The organism is Nonomuraea sp. NPDC050547, from assembly GCF_044457345.1.
In the GTDB taxonomy this organism is placed as follows: domain Bacteria; phylum Actinomycetota; class Actinomycetes; order Streptosporangiales; family Streptosporangiaceae; genus Nonomuraea.
The window spans coordinates 175,260-191,594 of the sequence record NZ_JBITGW010000025.1; the positions used below are offsets into that span (position 1 = coordinate 175,260).

Sequence of the window (16,335 nt, forward strand, 5' to 3'; positions counted from 1 at the left end):
TAGTACCCGCGTATCGGCCGTGTATCAGTTGGCGTTTACCGTGCTCTGACGGTGTGCTTGACTCCTCCCTTGTAGCCGCAGCCTCGGGGAGGGGCCATGGGGGAGTTCGTCGGGATCGACCCCCGCCGGGCGGAACAACTGATGCGGGAAATGGCCGGTGGCCAGGCCGTTCTGGGCCGCGCCAGGCCGGGTCTGGAAGCGGCCATCGCCGAAGCGGGCCCCTCCTGGACCGGCCCCGCCGGCACCACGGCCATGCACCAATCCTGGGCCTTTCTCGACGAGACCCAGCGCGACCTGAAATGGCGCGTGGACACGCTCCGGCAAATGGTCCCCGGCACCGGCCTCCTAAGCGGATCCCTGCCCTTCTTCAGTGAGACGGAGGCGGCCCGCCAGGGCACGGCCGACGGCCGCCGGATAGCGGACGCCCTGAAAGAGCTTGAAATCGACCACACGGTGGAGACCTGGCGCGCGGTCACCGAGGCCGCCGCCGCCGCGACCTCCCACCTGACCGACCCCGCCTACGCCGCCGCCCTGCTCAACGCCCTCGGTCCCGACAGGTTCCGCGCGTTGTTCATGCACTGGATGAAGAACAGGGGCCCGGCCATGGACAAGGGCCTGCCTCCCGGCGTCCTCCAGCAGAGCGGCCTGGGTCCGCTGGCCCAGGCGTACGCGAACGCCGAACGAGCCGGCCGCCTGGACACGAAATGGCTGGACGCCTTCGTCGAAACCACCCAGCCCGGCGTGCTGACCGCGTTGATCACGCTGTCCCGCCCGTCAAGCAGACTCCTGAACCAGGTGGCCACCCGCGTCCTGGGCCGCCCCCTCGCGGCCGACCTCCCGACCAGCCCCAACTGGAACCTGAACGCCCTGATCGACGCCTACACCCACGACCCCGCCGCCCTGCAGTCATTGCTGGCCACCAACAAGAACGCCGCAGGCTGGCTCCTGCACCCCCAGCGCATCCGGCTCAGCGGCGTGGACGGCCTCCAGACCAAGCTGGCCGCGGCCCTGAACCAGGCCCTGGCCCAGGGCCCCCACCGCGACCAGGCGATGTTCAACATCATCCGCACCATGGGCGCCGAGAACAGCCCGTGGATCTCCACCGGCTGGGGCATCTGGAGAGACTCCCCGATCAGCGAAACCCTGGCCGCCAACATGGGTCCCTACCTCGACCAGCTGGCCCGCGCCCAGTCCCAACGCGACTCACCCGAACTCACCGCCATCTACCCCACATCCCCCTGGAACACCCTCACCCCCGACGACGCCTCCCGCTTCGTCGGCGTCCTGATGCAGGACGCCGACGCGGCGAAGCTGCTGATGAAGGCCTCCCAGGACTACACGCTGAGCCTCGACATCGGCCGCTTCCGCCCCTTCGGCGACGAGGCCACCCAGGACCAGTACACGTCCCGGGCGGCGCTGGCGGGGGGAGTGGCGAACCTGATGCTGAGCGGGACCACGTACGCGGAGTGGGCTGACGACGAGTACGCGGATTGGGTGGCGGGGGTGGCGTTGCTGCCTGTGTCATGGCTTTCCAACAAATACTGGCCCATCCAAAACCCCACAACAGCCACCGGCCGCGACATCGGCTTGGACGCGGCGAAAGACGGCCTCAAGGGTCTGATCACGGACTACCTTGACAAAAGGACCCCTGCCACGGCGAAGGACGTTGGCGACAGCATCGTGTACAAGCAGGTTCAGTGGATAACGGAGTCGCTGAACGAGCATGGACAGAAACCGTTGACGGCCTCCCAGCGGAATGAGGTACGGATGGCCTTTCGAGGGCGCCTCTATGAGGCCTTGGTCACGGCATTGAAGCAGCGGGGAGGGTGAAAGTGACTATTCCAAGCCAGGGGCAACTGCTGCTGCAGGCCGCGGACAAGGAGCTGCTCGCCGCCACGTTCATGAGATATGCCGAAGAGCTTGACCAGGTCTTCTCCGGAATGCTGGCGCAGCCCCAGACCGTCGACACGTTCTGGAAGGGTCCCGCCGCAGGGCGCTTCACCACCCAGGCCGCGCAACTCGCCCGTGAGATCCGCCTGCTCAGGGAAGCTTGCGTGTCCACCGCTGAGCGCCTTCGCCGGCAGGCCCAGCTCACCCGAACCGAAGCGGCTCAGCTTTCCAGCTGAGCCGTGCGTCAGGCTCCGCGCTCGTAACAGCTGGTCTTGCCGACGATCATGATGTGGGGTTTCTGCCCATTGCGAATGGTTATCGCAAACGTAACTCCTGTAGTGGAATGCTGGAGTACCGCCGTTCCGAGGTTCTCGTCACGAAGATCCAGGTCATCCACAATGCTGGAGTAGCTGCGCAGTCGCAGCCAACTCGCCAGCAGTCCGGCTACGCTCCCCGGCGACTGCTTGTACGGCGGCCCTTTGAGATCCCCCTGCGCGCGAAAGAACCGCTGCACCTGGCCCTTCAAACATCCCACTTCGCCATCCCGATCCGCCCGTTCGGTCACGGCGGCCGACCCCACGGAGCGCATGTCCTGCGAATCCAGCAGTTTTTCCCCATCGGCGACGAGCAGTTTCGCGGCCTCATCCAGGCCGGGTTTCTCAGGATCCCCTGAACAGCCCGTTATCCCGAAAAGCGAAACGAGCGCTGCTGCGGCTGCCAGTCGTTGAATGTCTGGGCGCACGACCGGGACACTACCCAACCCGTACTCCCACGTACACCTGTCAAGGCGTCACGCCAGGTAGAGCCGATCCCGGAACGCCCCCCGCTCCTCACGCTTGGCGGCGGCCGCCTTCTCGATGGCGTCCCAGTCATGCCCGTCGACGGTGGCGATGGCCCGCAGCACCTCATACACGTCCGCGATCTCCCCGGCGACCTCACTGTCCGAGGCGTCACGTAGCTCGGCGGACTCCTCGAACAGCTTCTCCACCAGAGCCCGGCGATACTCGGCCAGGTCAAGCACGCGCACGATCGGCTCGCCGCCGTTCTGCCGGATGATCTCCGGGATGTTGTCCCGCACCAGCTTGCCCATGACGCGCGAGCCTACCGAGTCGCAGTGACATTCCTCGGTGATCGCGAACTACCCTGAAACGATCAATATCGCGATCAAGGCTGGTATGTCCGGATGACTGTGGAGTTCTTCCGTGAGGAGCCGACCGCCCGCACCTCATGGCGGCTGGCGGTGCTCATGGGCGCCAACGTGCGTACCTACAAGTTCGCCCTGGGTGAGGCGTTGCTGGGCGCCGCGGCCCAAGGGCAGGGCGACATCCTGCTCAAGGACCTGGCCGGGCCGTACGCGATGAGTCTGGTGGAGCATCTGGCCCAGGCGCCGCAGGCGTCGCCCAAGGTCGTGGCCGCCGGGGCGGACTTTCTTGCCGTGGCCCGGGAGGAGGCGGCCGAGTCCATGCGGTTCGGCGGGCCCACGGAGAAGCTGCTGGCCGCCGCGATGAAGTCGATGCCCGCCATGGTGATGCGGAAGTTCCACCGGCTGCGTGGCGACGGCGGCGCCGAGGTTCCCCATCGGTTCTATGAGGTGACGGGGCCCGCTCGCGAGCGCGTGATCAGGCTGACGGGGCCGCTGCTTGAGGTCGCGCTGTCCGAGCAGCGGCCGAGCTTGCTGGCGGAGCTGGCGGCGCGGTGGGGCATCGTCGAGATGTCGTTCGCCGCGGGGGTGGGCAGAAGCCTGGTCGAGGAGGGGGTCGCGGTCGATCTGGAGACGCTGCGGATCACCGACAAGGAACGGCGGCGCCCGGTCGCGGGAGTCACCGAGGCCGTCATCGGGTTCCAGCATGGCCGCTGCGGCATTTGCGGCGATCCGCTCATCCTCGGCGTCGATGAGATCGCGGTCGACCACGTGTTCCCGTACTCGTTCAGGCGCCTCATGCCCGCCATCGATCTGGACGCGATCTGGAACCTCGCCCCCGCGCACCGGCCCTGCAACGCCCAGAAGAGCAACCGGCCGCCCACGCCCGGCCAGCTCACCCGGCTGGCCATGCGGAACGAGGCGATCATGCTGTCGCCCCATCCGCTGAAGCGCACCCTTCAGCTCACGCTGAAGCGGCACGGCTTCCGGGACGGTTGGTGGCACTTCATCCAGGGGGTGCGCGATCAGCTCGGGTAGCGGGCCGTACCGTGAAGGCGTGGGGGTCGTCTAGATTGCTCAGCACAGGAGGTGGGCGATGCGACGGATCGTTCTCGTCGGGCTGGGCGACGTTGAGCTGGTTCGGCGCGTGCTGTCTGATCTGCTGCTCACCCCCGCCCTTCGCGGGCAGCTGGAGGTTGTGCTTCATGACGTCGATCCGGGGCTGAGGGCCACGGCGGAGGCGCTGGTCAGGTCGCTGGATGCCGAGGCGGACGCGCGGGCCGTGATCGGCGTGAGTGCCGAGCGGCGGCGGGCGCTGGCGGGGGCGGATTTCGTGGTGGCCGCCATTGACGTGGGCGGGTTCGAGGCCACGCTCAAGGACTTCGAGATCCCCCACCGGTACGGCCTGCGCCAGACCATTGGCGACACCATCGGCATAGGCGGCATCTTCCGCGGCCTGCGCGGCATCCCGACGTTCGTCGAGCTGGGTCACGAGATGGCCGAGCTGTGCCCCGAGGCGTGGCTGCTGAGCTGCAGTGATCCGATGGCCATGACCGGTCTGGCGGTGCAGCTCGCCACCGGTTTCACCCGGTTCGCGGGCTCCTGCCACGCGGTCTGCGACACCCATCTCTATCTCGCCGATCTGGTGGGCAGGGGGCTCGACGAGGTGGAGTTCGTCACCGCGGGGCTCAATCACCAGTCGTTCGTGCTGCGGTTCGAGGCTGAGGGGCGCTCGCTCTATCCGGAGCTCGATGCCGCCCTGGCCGCCGACGATCAGCATGTCCGCGTGGAGATCTACCGGCGTTTCGGATATTTCCCGACGGAGTCGAGCGAGCACGCGGCCGAGTACTTCCCCTGGTTCATGCGGCACAAGGACGAGACCTCGCGCCTCGGCGTCCAGGTCGAGGAGTACCTGAGGCGCAGCGGCCAGACCCTGCACCGCTACGAGGAGACCAGGCGCGCGCTGTCGGCGGGACGCTCCCTGCTGGTGCGCTGGCAGCACGCCGAGCCGGCCTCCGTGGCGATGCTGGCCATGCTGACCGGCCAGCCCAAGGAGGTCTACGTCAACGTCCCGAACGAGGGCCTCATCGAGAACCTGCCGCGCGAGGCCTGCGTGGAGGTCCCGGCCCTGGTCGACGCCGCCGGCATCCACCCCAAGCGGATCGGCGAGCTCCCGGTCCAGCTCGTCGCGCTCAACCGGACCTTCCAGAACGTGGTGGAGCTGACCGTGCGCGCCGTACTCGACGGCGAAAGACGGCACGTCCACCACGCCGCGATGGTCGACCCCAACACCGCCGCGACGTTGCCGCTGCACGCCATCGAGGCGTTGTGCGACGAGCTGATCGACGCCCACGGCGACCTCATGCCGGAAGGGGTGCGCCGATGACCGAGCCCGTGCCCACGGAGGTGCGGCGCGAGCGCATGCTCGGCCTGCTCATGGAGCAGGAGTTCGCGCGGGTGGCCGAGCTCGCCGAGGCGTTCGGCGTGTCGAGCGTGACCGTCCGCGCGGACCTCGACGCGCTCGAAGAGCACGGCAAGGTACGACGGGTCCGCGGCGGAGCGGTGGCGGCGGGCCCACCGGCGGCCCCGGGCGAACCGTCGTTCGAGCAGTCACTCGGCGCCGCCGCGGTGGAGAAGGCCCACATCGCCAAGCTCGCCGCCCATCTGGTGCGCTCAGGTGACAGTGTGCTCATGGGCGCCGGGACCACGACCACGTACGTGGCCAGGGAGATGGTGGCCCGTACCGATCTGACCGACGTGACGGTGTTCACCAACGGGCTGCGTACCGCGCTGGAGCTGGAGCCCGCGCTCCCGCGGTTCGCGATCGTCGTGACCGGCGGCAGCCTGCGCCGGGCCCAGCATTCGCTGGTGGACCCGCTGGCGAGCAAGCTCCTGGAGGGTGTGCGGGCGGCCAAGGTCTTTCTCGGTTGCGGCGGGGTGCATCCGGAGGGCGGGTTCACCAACGTCAACCTGCCCGACGCGGAGATGAAGCAGCGCATGCTCAAGGCCGGCACCCGGCGGATCATGGTCGCCGACTCCACGAAGCTCGGCGTGATCGAGATGGCCCCGATCTGCCCGCTGAACGGCGTCGACCTGCTCATCACCGGTGAGCAGGCCGATCCCGAGGTCGTGCGGTCGTTGCGGGCGGGCGGGCTAGAGGTTCAGCTGGCGTAGGGAGTCGGGCAGCAGGTCCCAGTGCGCCCGGGTCAGGTCGTCGCACATGCGGGAGATGTCCTCCAACGGCAGGGTCGCCGAGGCGTTGGGGTCGACCATGACGGCGTGCCGTACATGATCGGGGCGTCCTTCCCGCGCGGCGCGGACGGTCAGTTCCGCGACGCTGACATAGGCCTGGTTGAGCGCCGCGCACTGCGGCGGCAGCGCGCCCACCCTGGTCGGGCGCACGCCGCCGCCGTCGACCGCGCACGGCACCTCGACCACGCAGCCCGCGGGCAGGTTGGAGATGAGGCCGTCGTTGACGACGTTGCCGTAGACGATCCGCGGCGTGCCCGTCGCGATGCTGTGGATGATCTGCGGGGCGTACTCGTTGGTGCCCTCGACGGTCAGGGCCCGCCCATGCAGTACGGCGTCGCGGGTGCGCCCGTATTCCGCGAGGTTCTCCGCGCTGATGCGGACATAGTCGCCGACCGGGATGCGCAGTCGTTCGATCTCGCTGTCGTGTCTGAGCAGCCACGGCAGGTATTCGGCGGAATGCTCGCTGGTCTCGGTCGGGTAGTAGCCGAGCCGGCGGAACATCTCTACCCGTACCCGCCGGCTCAGCTCGGGGTCGCGGACGTCGAGCCGGTCGTAGAGGTTCTCGCCGTCGCGCTCGAAGCGCAGCACCCAGGCCTGGTGGTTGACGCCCGCGGCGAGGTAGGTGACCTCCTCGTACGGCACGCCGACCAGCGCGGCCAGATCGTGCATGGTCCAGTAGACCGAGTGGCACAGGCCGACGACGTTGCGCACCTTGCCGGACAGGTACCAGACGTTCATGGCCATCGGGTTGGTGTAGTTCAGCAGCCAGGCGTCGGGGCAGACCGCGTTCATGTCGGCGGCCAGGGCGTCGAGCACGGGGAACGTGCGCAGCGCGCGGAACACCCCGCCGACCCCGATGGTGTCGGCGATGGTCTGGCGCAGGCCGTAGCGGGCGGGGATCTCGAAGTCGGTCACGGTCGCCTCGTGCCCGCCGACCTGGATCATGTTGATGACGAAGTCGGCGTTCTCCAGCGCGTACTTCCTGTCGAGGCTGGCGCTGAGGTTGGTCACCCCGACGCGCCGGGCGACGGCCTCGGCCACCTCCAGGCGCTCGGCGTCGATGTCGTGCAGGGCGATATGGGCGTCTTTGAGCTCCGGAAAGGCCATCAGGTCGGCCAGCAGGCCCTGCGTGAACACGACGCTGCCCGCGCCGACGAAAACAATCTTCATGAAGTGGCTTCCTCCCAGGTGGGCTGCGCCGCTGTGCCCCCCGCGGCTCGGGTCGAGAGGGTTCCCGCCTTCGCGGCCACGGCCAGGCTCCGCCGTACGGCGAGGCCCCTCGCCCGCGCGGCGAGGAAGCCCGCGTTGAAGCTGTCACCGGCGCCGACGGTGTCCACGACCCGGGCCGGTGTGGCGGGGACGCGGATCACGGCGCCGTCGTGCACGGCGAGCGCGCCGTCGGCGCCGCACTTGATCACCGGCGTGGTGGTCCTGGCGAGCTCGGCCGCCGCTTCCTCCACGGTCGCGGCACCGGTGACGGCGAGCGCTTCGCGGTCGTTCGGCAGGAAGTAGTCGGTGACGGCGAGCAGTTCGTCCAGGCCCTTCCACCGGCCGGACGGGTCGTCGTTGGTGTCGAGCGAGGTCGTGGACGCGACCGTGCGGAAGTACTCCGCCAGCCCCGAGCCCAGCTCCGGCTGCAGAAAATAGGAGGAGACGTGCACATGGGCGGCCCGGAGACCGTCCGGAATGTCGGCCACCGTCAGCCGGTCCAGGCAGCCCGTGGCGGTCAGAATGGCCCGGTCGGTCCCGTCGGCGAGCACGACCGTGAGCGCCGTCCCCGCGCCCGGATCCACCACGCAGGACGAGACGTCCACGCCGCGTTTCTCCAGCTCATCGAGGACGAACCGGCCCGCCGCGTCATCGCCCACCCGGCCGGCGAAGGCGGTACGCAGTCCGAGCCGGGCCGCGCCGCACGCGGTGATGGCCCCGGAGCCGCCGAGCGTCAGCCGTCCCGCCTCGACGAGTTCTTCGCGCTGACCGAAGGCGGGGACCCGGGGCGCGCCGGCGACGATCACGTCCGGATTGGCGTCACCGACGACGAGTAGGTCGAAGTCCATGCCCCGGACCCTCGCAGCGCCTTCAGTAACTTGTCAATACTTTCGTTTCAGAGGGCATTGACAAGTTTTCGAAAGTCATCATGATGGGCTCCAACGCAATCCCCCCGCCAGGAGGTCCCATGCCCGGCCCAGTCTGCCCGCCGCCGAACGGCGGGCGCCGATGACGTCGACGCTGGTACGGCTGGCGGCCGACAAACACGTCAAACACGCCGCACCCCGGACACGCAAGCGGGGCGACGGCCGGCTCGCGCTCGTCTTCCTGGCTCCCGTCCTGGTGGGGTTCGGGGTTTTCTACCTCTATCCGGCGGTACGCGGCGCCTGGTTCTCGATGACCGACTGGAACATGCTGTCGGAGCCCGAGTTCGTCGGCCTCGACAACTACGAGCGGCTGGTCGGCGACCCGCTGTTCTGGAACGCCATGAAGGTCACCGGGTTCTACGTCGTCATGACGGTGGTCGTCCAGGTGGGCCTCGGGCTGCTGCTCGCGGCGCTGCTGCACAGGCTGACCCGATCCCTGGTGGTCAGGACGCTGATGGTGGTGCCCTGGCTGGTCCCGGGCGTCACCACCGCGCTGCTGTGGATGTGGCTGCTCGATGCCAACCTCGGCTTCGTCAACCACCTGCTCGTCGGCCTCGGGCTGCCGAACCAGGGCTTCCTGACCTCGCCCGACCTCGCGCTGCCGAGCATCTCGCTGATCAACTCGTGGAGCGGGACCGGCTACACCGCGCTGCTGCTCTACGCCGGGATGCTGCTGATCCCCAAACAGATCTACGAGGCGAGCGCGATCGACGGCGCGGGGGAGCTGCGGCTGTTCTTCAAGGTCACGCTGCCGCTGCTGCGGCCGATCCTGGCGTTCGTGCTGGTCATCTCGCTGATCACGGCCGTGCAGGTCTTCGACACCGTCGCGGTCGCCACCAAGCCGGGCGGCGGCCCGGTCAACGCCACCCGGGTGATCTACTTCTACATCTACCAGCGGGCCTTCACGAACTTCCAGATGGGCTACGCCTCGGCCATGGCGCTGACGCTGGTGCTCGTGCTGGGTGTGCTGACCTTCGTCCAACTGCGCCTTCTGCGCGCCTCGACCTCGGACCTGTCATGAGACGCGCACTCGGGTGGGCCTGCCTGATCCTGGCCCTCGTCATCTCGTTGTTCCCGCTGTACTGGATGATCAGGACGGCGATCACGCCTGGTAGGGAGCTGGCCGGGGACAATTCCGGATTTTTCCCGCAGAACCCTACTTTGTTTAACTTTGAGCGGGTTCTGGGGCTGGTGAGCCCCGAGGAGTCGCGGGCGGCCGGGGGGTCGGGCGCGGAGCTGGACTTCTTCCGCTATCTCGGCAACTCGATCGTCTACACGGGCCTGATCACGATATTTCAGACATTGTTCTGCGGAATGGCCGGCTACGCCTTCGCCCGCCTGCACTTCTTCGGGCGCGACGTCCTGTTCGGTCTGTTCGTCGGCGCGCTGATGGTCCCGCCGATCTTCACGTTGCTGCCTAACTTCGTGCTGGTCAAAGAGCTGGGATTGCTCGACAGTACGGCCGGCCTCGTCGCCCCGAGCCTGCTGATGACCCCGTTCGCCGTCTTCTTCCTCCGCCAGTTCTTCCTCGGCTTCCCCCGCGAGGTCGAGCAGGCCGCGCTGATCGACGGCGCGACCAAATGGACCATCTTCTGGCGGATCGTCCTGCCCATGACCAAGGGCCCGCTGTTCACGCTCGCGCTCACCACCGCGGTCTGGACCTGGAACGACTACCTGTGGCCCCTGCTCGTCGCGCCCGGCGAGGACACCCGCGTGCTGACCACGGCGCTCGGCCTCTTCCTCAAGCAGTCGCCCAACACCCACCCCGACTGGACCGGCCTGATGGCCGGCTCGGTGCTGTCGGTGATCCCCGTGCTGCTGCTCGTGGCCGTCTTCGGCCGCCGCCTGGTGGATTCGATCCAGTTCTCTGGAATGAAGGGATAAATCATGAAGCGAGGCATCTTGGTGCTCGCACTGCTGGCGGCGGCCGGTTGCGGCGGCGCCCAGCAGACCCCGGGCACGGTGACGCTCACCTACGGCCTCTGGGACGACGTCCAGCAACCCGCCTACCGGCAGTGCGCCGACGCCTTCACCCAGGCCAACCCCGACATCACCATCAAGATCACCCAGAACGCCTGGGACCAGTACTGGCAGAACCTCACCACCCAGATGGTCGCCGGCGGAGCCCCCGACGTCATCACCCTGCAGGCGTCCTACTACCCCCAGTTCGTCAAGAACGGCCAGCTCCTCGACATCCAGCCCATGGTCGAAGCCGACAAGGTCGACCTGGCGCAGTACCGCCCCGGCCTCGCCGAATCCTGGGTCAAGGACGGCGGAAGATACGGCCTGCCCAAGGACTGGGACACCATGGCCGTCATCTACAACACCGACCTGGTCAAGAAGGCCGGAGTAGACCTCTCGAACCTCACCTGGAACCCCGCCGACGGCGGCACCTACGAGAAGGCCATAGCCCGCCTCACCATCGACAAGAACGGCAAACGGGGCGACGAGCCGGGCTTCGACAAGACCAAGGTCGCCACGTACGGCATGGTGCCCGAGCTCAACGACGGCTCCCTCGGCCAGAACACCTGGGCCAACCTGGCGGTCTCCAACGGCTTCTCCTTCATCGACAAGAACCCGTTCGGCACCACGTACTTCTACGACAATCCCCAACTGGCCGAAACCGCGGCCTGGTACAGACGCCTGATCGAAAAGGGCTACATCGCCCCCTACGACAAGACCAGCACCCTGGGCACCGACGCCGTCCTGGCCGCCGGCAAGGGCGCCATGGGCGTCACCGGCTCCTGGATGATCACCACCTACCTGGGGGCGAAGGAGCGGAAGTTCGCCTTCGCGCCCCTGCCCAAGGGCCCGCTGGGCCGTAAATCCGCCATCAACGGCCTGGCCGACGCCATCTACGCCGGCACCAAGCACAAGGACGCCGCCTGGAAGTGGGTCAAGTTCCTCGGCTCCACCGCCTGCCAGGACATCGTCGCCAAGGCCGCCGTCGTCTTCCCCGCCATCACCTCCTCATCGGACAAGGCGCTCCAGGCACACGAGGCGGCGGGCCGCGACGTGAAGCTCTTCGTCGACCAGGCGAACGACAAGGACGGCACGTTCCTGCTCCCCGTGAGCGACCACGCCGACGAGATCAACGAGATCGTCGGCACCGCGATGGAACAGGTATGGCTGGGCGAAAAGGACGCCCCCTCCGCACTCACCACGGCCAACACCCAGGTCAACGCCCTCTTCGAAAGGGGATGACATGAAACTCCTCGCCCTGACCTCCCTCTTACTGACCGGCCTGCTGACCCCGGCCCCGGCCGCCGACTGGGTCCCCTCCGCCTCGGACCGCTGGCAGTACCAACTGCAGCCCACGGCCACCGGGGCCGGAACCGCAGGCGGCATCCGCCTCAACCTCTGCGCCGTGCCGTACACCGGAGGCGCCTGCGTGAAGCCCGACGTCTACAACATCGACCTCTACGGCCCCGACAAGGTCACCCCGAACAAGACGGCCGTCAACGCCATCCACGCCGCCGGCGGCCACGCCATCTGTTATGTGTCGGCCGGAAGCTGGGAGGACTGGCGCCCCGACAAGAACAGCTTCCCGGCCTCCGTGAAGGGCAACGACCTCGACAACTGGCCGGGCGAGAAATGGCTCGACATCCGCAAGCGCGACATCCTGCTGCCCATCATGAAGGCCAGGGTCGCCAAATGCGCCCAGGCGGGCTTCGACTCCGTCGAATTCGACAACGTGGACGCGTTCCAGAACGAGAACACCGGCTTCCCCCTGACCGGCGCCCACCAACTCGCGTACAACAAGGCCTTGGCCGACCTCGCCCACTCCCACGGAATGTCCGTGGGCCTGAAAAACGACCTCGACCAGGTGGATGCGCTGGTCGGCCGCTTCGACTACGCGGTGAACGAAAGCTGCCAGGCCTGGGACGAATGCGAAGCCCTGGCCCCGTTCCTGGACGCCGGAAAGCCCGTCTTCCAGATCGAATACACCGACGAAGGCGCAACGGCCCGCGAATCCTGCCCACCCGCGAACAAGGCCGCCCGCAGCACCATCCTCAAAACCCTCGCCCTCACCGCCACCCCCTGGACCCCCTGCCGCTGACCAGGGGGATACCGAGCCGCTCGAACATGTGGTTGGTCTCCGGGTCGTTCGAGAAGAGCACCGCTCCGGACATTCCCCTGGTGGCCAGCACCCGATAGGTGTTGCGGACCAGCTCACCGAACCGGGGCGCGCCATTCACCTGGGAATCCTTGTTCGCCTGCCGGCGCGCCTGCCATCCGTCGCCCCTCCAGACCAGATCTTCTCCGAAGATGACACCCGCGTAGTCGTACTCGAAGCCTTGAGCGGTGTAGATGCAGCCGATCTGCCCGAACCCCGCCGGGTGGGTGGCCCAGAGGCTGGAGGGAGGGACACCGTTCTTCTCCCGCTCGGCCCGCGAGTTCCAGGGACGGCGCCAGTCCCCGATCTGAACATCCTCCACCAGGGTCCCGTCACCCTGAGGGTCGCTCCACGGCCAGCAGAAGCCGGCCGCCATCCGGGCAGTTCGGCCCTCACCCTGCTTGGCGCGTAGAAAATCCTCCATGTCCGCGGGAGTACGGGCGACATACAGCTCGAAGGTCTCCAGAGGCCGCCACCGTTGTGGCCCGTGCTCCCACCCCAGCCCCAGAAGCTGCTCCACCCAGGTGACATATTCCGGGCAGCCGCCGCACCGGAACCGGTGGCGCAGGTCGATCTGCTGAACCTTCACCCCCATGTCGGTCGCGACGTCGTGGATCAGCCGCACGGAGCCCACCTCGCCGCGGCGGACCAGCTGGTGCTCATCGAGCAGGAACACCGGAACGGCCGCCGCCTCGATCAGCTCCTGCACCTGAGGCTTTCCCTGCCGCGGGTCGTCGAAGTGGCGGCGGCGGTCGGACGTCTCCCGGAGGCGGTGGGCTTCGTCGCAGATCAGAACGTCGATGTCGTGTGGCGTCGCATGGGTGTAGCTGTTGAAGTAGGAGAAACTACGCGCGGCCCGCCGATTGACCCTCTCCACGTTGTCGCGCAAGGTCAGCGTGAAGGATTTGCTGCCGGCGGCGTGCACCGCACGGATGCCGTGCCGGTTCAGGACGCCCAGCAGTTCCACGGCGATCACGCTCTTCCCGGTGCCCGGACCGCCCACGATCAGGATGGCCTCCTTGGGCGCGCCCCGCTTGCTCGCGTTCACCGCCGCCCGCACGTACTCATAGGCGTCCCGCTGCTCGTCGAGCAGCGGAAAGACCGACCGCTCGCACACACTCTCACTCACCAGCGCCATCAGGCTTTCCGTCGGCAGCACCGGCGCCTCGAGAAACTCCTGAGCGTGGTCAGCGGCCATATCCGGCGAGAGTACGGCCCGCAGCGCGTTCTTGAAGTGGTCCCGATGGTCGGAGCAGAACATCCGGACCGAGGAGGTGTCGTACTCAAGCCCGACGGCGGTCGGCTTGATGGCGGCCAGGTTCTCGCTGGTCGCATTGTGCATGTTGACGATGCAGTACACCTTGGCCGATTGCCGCACCAGAGGGATGTAGTCCACCAGGACCTGGCGGTAGTCCCAGACCTGCCGGATGGGGTGGGAGTGCGGCCTGGCGTTCGGTGAGCGGGAAAGGACGACCAGTTCGGGCGCAGGACCGGGCGCGGCCCACTGCCACTGCTTGTTCTCCACCACGACCAGCGACATCTGTCCGGTGCCCGGAACGGAGCCGATCAGGACCATGTCCATCCGCACGTCGCTGATCGGCGTCTTCAGCTCGATCAGCACCTGTACCTCGCCCAGGCCGGCTTCGAGCAGGAGACCGACGACGGCGGGGATGCTGTTCCGCCAGGAGCCGACCTCCTGGGGATTCAGCTTGCCGCCGATCAGTTCGTCGTAGCCGCGCCTGAGCTCGGCTAAGAGCCCGCCCGCGGCGATGAGGGCGGCGAGCTCGTCGGCGGTCGCGTGGTACAGGCAGCGTGACGCCATGAAAGCCGCTCCTTCTCACCGCATCAGGCTTGCCAGGAAATCCCGCAGCTCGGGATCGACGGCGTAGATCGCCGTTCCGCGCATGCCGCGGGTGAGCAGGACCTTGTAGACGTTGCGTACCAGCTGGTCGAAGTCGGTGTCGGGGACGGACTTACGGCTCTTGAAGGCGGGGTCCTTGTTCTCCGCGCGTTCGGTGGCTATCCGGCCGTCGCGGACGGTCAGGTCCGGGCCCAGGATGACGCCGTTCCAGTCGTACTCGAACCCCTGGGCGGTGTAGACGCAGCCGACCTGTCCGAACCCGTTGGGCTCGCTGGCCCACAGCATGCTGGGCGGGTGGTCGCCGACGGCGCGGTCCTTCTTGACGTTCCAGGGGCGGGTCCAGTCGCCGATGACGATGTCGTTGACGAGGGTGTCGTCGGGGCGAGGGTCGCTCCAGGGCCAGCAGTAGCCGGCGGTCATGCGGGCGGTTCCGCTCTTGCCGCTGAGGAAGGCTTCGAGTTCTTGCGGTGAGTGGGCGAGTTGCAGGTGGAAGTCCCTGTCTCCGTCCCACTCCATGGGCCCGCCGTCGGCCAGGTTCAGCAGGCGGAGTACCCACTGCTCGTATTTACGGCTGCCGCCGCAGCGGAACTGCTCATCGAGTGACACGAACCGCACGTCATGGCCCTTGGCCTGGGCGTACTGTTCGATGCCGGTCACGGTGCCGAGTTCGCCGGGCCGTACCACCTGGTGCTGGTCGAGCAGGAAGACCGGGACCCGCGCCGCGGACAGCAGTTCGTCGAGCTGGCTGCGCCCGGTGCGGCCGGCCGCGGGGGTGAAGCGATTGGTGGAGGTCTCGCGGATGCGGTGGGCCTCATCGCAGATCAGTACGTCCATGCCGTTCTGCTCGGCGTCGGTGAAGCTGTTGAAGTATTTGAACAGGTTCTGGATCCGGGTGCTGCCGCGGCCGGGGTAGCGGCGCATGGTGCGGGTGAACGACTGTGAGCCGGTGGCGTGCAGTGCCGAGCGGCCTTGTCTGTACAGCTCCCCGAGCAGTGAGAGGGCGATGACGCTCTTGCCGCTGCCGGGGCCGCCGGTGACCACGACGACCTGTTTGGAGTCGGCCCGCCGGGCCTTGCCGACGGCGCCCATGACCAGCTCGTAGGCGACCTGCTGCTCGTCCAGCAGAGTGAACTGCTCCCGTTCGCGGATCTCCTGGGAGGCGTACGTCATGAGCTGCTTGCTGGGCGCGACCGCGCTGGACAGGAGCCGGTCGGCGGCTTCGGCGCCCGGCTTGTCCGACAGCCGCTCGCTCAGGTACCGCAGGAACTCGCCGCGCCGCTGCTTGGTGAACAGGCGGCCTCGTTCGTCGCGAACCTGTTCCGGCAGTCCGTCGATGTCCAGGTCCATGGCGTTGTGCAGGTAGGCGGCGCCGTACACGGCGTTCGGGTTGAGCGCTCCGAGGAAGTCGCACATGTACTCGCAGTACCGGCGTACCTGCTCGGCCGGATGAAGCTGTTCCCCGCCCGGCATGCCGTCCACGATGACCAGATGCTCACCCAGTTCGGACGGCTCGGCACGACTCCACTGCTTGAGTTCGACGACGACATAGGAGTCTTCGCCGGTACGCGGATGGACACCGGCGAGCACCACATCGACCCGCCTGCTGGTGAGCGGAAGCTTGTACTCCACCAGCATCTCGACCCTGCGCAACCCCGCGTCGGCCAGATCACGGGCGAGAACCGGCAGGCTCCGCTGCCAGGACCTGACCTCGGACGGAGAAGCACGGCGCCCCGTCGTCACCCGCACGTGCTCGGCGATCACCTCCGCGAAGGCGGCCTCGTTCGGAGACACGAGCAGGTTCTCCACAGACAGCCGCAGCGCCGTCACAGATCGTCCCCCAGGCAGCACGAAGTCGCTCGTGCGGGTGGGGGCGTATCCGCTCCGGCCGGAGCCGGACGACCGCGGAAGCCCGTCGGGCCGCATCACATGGTCATCAAAA

At 67.7% G+C, this 16,335-nt stretch carries 15 protein-coding genes; 9 read left to right on the forward strand and 6 right to left on the reverse strand.

Features of this window, described 5'->3' with window-relative positions:
- Nucleotides 1-96 precede the first annotated feature (96 nt).
- Both ACIBHY_RS47190 and ACIBHY_RS47195 read left to right on the forward strand, forming a co-directional pair.
- Nucleotides 97-1,830 carry a hypothetical protein gene (locus tag ACIBHY_RS47190; protein ID WP_397310182.1) on the forward strand — a complete coding sequence of 578 codons (1,734 nt, stop codon included), beginning with the start codon at nucleotides 97-99 and terminating at the stop codon, nucleotides 1,828-1,830.
- A gap of 2 nt (nucleotides 1,831-1,832) precedes the next feature.
- Nucleotides 1,833-2,126, forward strand: a complete 294-nt coding sequence (locus ACIBHY_RS47195) for a hypothetical protein (protein WP_397251860.1) — start codon at nucleotides 1,833-1,835, stop codon at nucleotides 2,124-2,126.
- Nucleotides 2,127-2,134: 8 nt separating this feature from the next.
- On the opposite strand, the gene ACIBHY_RS47200 is transcribed toward ACIBHY_RS47195, so the two are convergent.
- Entirely contained in the window at nucleotides 2,135-2,632 is a 498-nt protein-coding gene (locus tag ACIBHY_RS47200; protein ID WP_397310183.1) for a hypothetical protein, read from the reverse strand.
- A 48-nt stretch (nucleotides 2,633-2,680) separates the two neighbouring features.
- Complete coding sequence (locus ACIBHY_RS47205) at nucleotides 2,681-2,980, reverse strand: nucleoside triphosphate pyrophosphohydrolase (RefSeq protein WP_397251858.1); 300 nt, start codon at nucleotides 2,978-2,980, stop codon at nucleotides 2,681-2,683.
- Nucleotides 2,981-3,073: 93 nt separating this feature from the next.
- Here ACIBHY_RS47205 and ACIBHY_RS47210 point away from each other — a divergent pair, with 93 nt between their 5' ends.
- The 3 genes from ACIBHY_RS47210 to ACIBHY_RS47220 are packed head-to-tail and all read left to right on the forward strand — an operon-like array spanning nucleotide 3,074 to nucleotide 6,205.
- Nucleotides 3,074-4,069: an HNH endonuclease gene (locus ACIBHY_RS47210; protein WP_397310184.1), complete on the forward strand. Its 996-nt coding sequence runs from the start codon at nucleotides 3,074-3,076 to the stop codon at nucleotides 4,067-4,069.
- 58 nt (nucleotides 4,070-4,127) lie between these two features.
- Nucleotides 4,128-5,417 carry an alpha-glucosidase/alpha-galactosidase gene (locus tag ACIBHY_RS47215; protein ID WP_397251856.1) on the forward strand — a complete coding sequence of 430 codons (1,290 nt, stop codon included), beginning with the start codon at nucleotides 4,128-4,130 and terminating at the stop codon, nucleotides 5,415-5,417.
- Nucleotides 5,414-6,205: a DeoR/GlpR family DNA-binding transcription regulator gene (locus ACIBHY_RS47220; protein ID WP_397251855.1), complete on the forward strand. Its 792-nt coding sequence runs from the start codon at nucleotides 5,414-5,416 to the stop codon at nucleotides 6,203-6,205. The genes ACIBHY_RS47215 and ACIBHY_RS47220 overlap by 4 nt, the downstream gene beginning before the upstream one ends.
- Here the strand turns inward: ACIBHY_RS47220 and ACIBHY_RS47225 are convergent.
- Nucleotides 6,185-7,453 (reverse strand): alpha-glucosidase/alpha-galactosidase, encoded by a 1,269-nt coding sequence (locus tag ACIBHY_RS47225; RefSeq protein WP_397310185.1) that lies wholly within the window; start codon nucleotides 7,451-7,453, stop codon nucleotides 6,185-6,187. The genes ACIBHY_RS47220 and ACIBHY_RS47225 overlap by 21 nt on opposite strands.
- On the reverse strand, nucleotides 7,450-8,340 hold the full coding sequence (locus tag ACIBHY_RS47230) for a carbohydrate kinase family protein (RefSeq protein WP_397310186.1): 891 nt from the start codon (nucleotides 8,338-8,340) through the stop codon (nucleotides 7,450-7,452). Before ACIBHY_RS47230 ends, ACIBHY_RS47225 begins: the two co-directional genes overlap by 4 nt.
- A 160-nt stretch (nucleotides 8,341-8,500) precedes the next feature.
- Between ACIBHY_RS47230 and ACIBHY_RS47235 the strand changes: the two genes are divergently transcribed.
- Genes ACIBHY_RS47235 through ACIBHY_RS47250 form a run of 4 tightly spaced genes read left to right on the forward strand, consistent with a single transcriptional unit; the run spans nucleotide 8,501 to nucleotide 12,478 of the window.
- Nucleotides 8,501-9,439 carry a carbohydrate ABC transporter permease gene (locus ACIBHY_RS47235; RefSeq protein WP_397310187.1) on the forward strand — a complete coding sequence of 313 codons (939 nt, stop codon included), beginning with the start codon at nucleotides 8,501-8,503 and terminating at the stop codon, nucleotides 9,437-9,439.
- Nucleotides 9,436-10,302: a carbohydrate ABC transporter permease gene (locus tag ACIBHY_RS47240; protein WP_397310188.1), complete on the forward strand. Its 867-nt coding sequence runs from the start codon at nucleotides 9,436-9,438 to the stop codon at nucleotides 10,300-10,302. The genes ACIBHY_RS47235 and ACIBHY_RS47240 overlap by 4 nt, the downstream gene beginning before the upstream one ends.
- Before the next feature lie 3 nt (nucleotides 10,303-10,305).
- Nucleotides 10,306-11,622, forward strand: coding sequence for an ABC transporter substrate-binding protein (locus ACIBHY_RS47245; protein WP_397310189.1), 1,317 nt, complete (start codon nucleotides 10,306-10,308; stop codon nucleotides 11,620-11,622).
- 1 nt (nucleotide 11,623) lies between these two features.
- Nucleotides 11,624-12,478 (forward strand): endo alpha-1,4 polygalactosaminidase, encoded by an 855-nt coding sequence (locus tag ACIBHY_RS47250; RefSeq protein WP_397310190.1) that lies wholly within the window; start codon nucleotides 11,624-11,626, stop codon nucleotides 12,476-12,478.
- Here the strand turns inward: ACIBHY_RS47250 and ACIBHY_RS47255 are convergent.
- Entirely contained in the window at nucleotides 12,447-14,357 is a 1,911-nt protein-coding gene (locus tag ACIBHY_RS47255) for a DUF2075 domain-containing protein (RefSeq protein WP_397310192.1), read from the reverse strand. The two genes, ACIBHY_RS47250 and ACIBHY_RS47255, sit on opposite strands and share 32 nt — an antisense overlap.
- 15 nt (nucleotides 14,358-14,372) lie before the next feature.
- A complete protein-coding gene (locus tag ACIBHY_RS47260) occupies nucleotides 14,373-16,223 on the reverse strand; it encodes a DNA/RNA helicase domain-containing protein (protein WP_397310193.1) in 1,851 nt (616 codons plus the stop codon).
- Nucleotides 16,224-16,335 lie beyond the last annotated feature (112 nt).

What these genes read in the sequence shown, in the direction of transcription:
- ACIBHY_RS47190 (WP_397310182.1), top strand. Translation starts at nt 97, where the DNA reads ATGGGGGAGTTCGTCGGGATCGACCCCCGCCGGGCGGAACAACTGATG.
- ACIBHY_RS47205 (WP_397251858.1), bottom strand. Translation starts at nt 2,980, where the DNA reads ATGGGCAAGCTGGTGCGGGACAACATCCCGGAGATCATCCGGCAGAAC.
- ACIBHY_RS47210 (WP_397310184.1), top strand. Translation starts at nt 3,074, where the DNA reads ATGACTGTGGAGTTCTTCCGTGAGGAGCCGACCGCCCGCACCTCATGG.
- ACIBHY_RS47215 (WP_397251856.1), top strand. Translation starts at nt 4,128, where the DNA reads ATGCGACGGATCGTTCTCGTCGGGCTGGGCGACGTTGAGCTGGTTCGG.
- ACIBHY_RS47220 (WP_397251855.1), top strand. Translation starts at nt 5,414, where the DNA reads ATGACCGAGCCCGTGCCCACGGAGGTGCGGCGCGAGCGCATGCTCGGC.
- ACIBHY_RS47225 (WP_397310185.1), bottom strand. Translation starts at nt 7,453, where the DNA reads ATGAAGATTGTTTTCGTCGGCGCGGGCAGCGTCGTGTTCACGCAGGGC.
- ACIBHY_RS47230 (WP_397310186.1), bottom strand. Translation starts at nt 8,340, where the DNA reads ATGGACTTCGACCTACTCGTCGTCGGTGACGCCAATCCGGACGTGATC.
- ACIBHY_RS47235 (WP_397310187.1), top strand. Translation starts at nt 8,501, where the DNA reads ATGACGTCGACGCTGGTACGGCTGGCGGCCGACAAACACGTCAAACAC.
- ACIBHY_RS47240 (WP_397310188.1), top strand. Translation starts at nt 9,436, where the DNA reads ATGAGACGCGCACTCGGGTGGGCCTGCCTGATCCTGGCCCTCGTCATC.
- ACIBHY_RS47245 (WP_397310189.1), top strand. Translation starts at nt 10,306, where the DNA reads ATGAAGCGAGGCATCTTGGTGCTCGCACTGCTGGCGGCGGCCGGTTGC.
- ACIBHY_RS47250 (WP_397310190.1), top strand. Translation starts at nt 11,624, where the DNA reads ATGAAACTCCTCGCCCTGACCTCCCTCTTACTGACCGGCCTGCTGACC.
- ACIBHY_RS47255 (WP_397310192.1), bottom strand. Translation starts at nt 14,357, where the DNA reads ATGGCGTCACGCTGCCTGTACCACGCGACCGCCGACGAGCTCGCCGCC.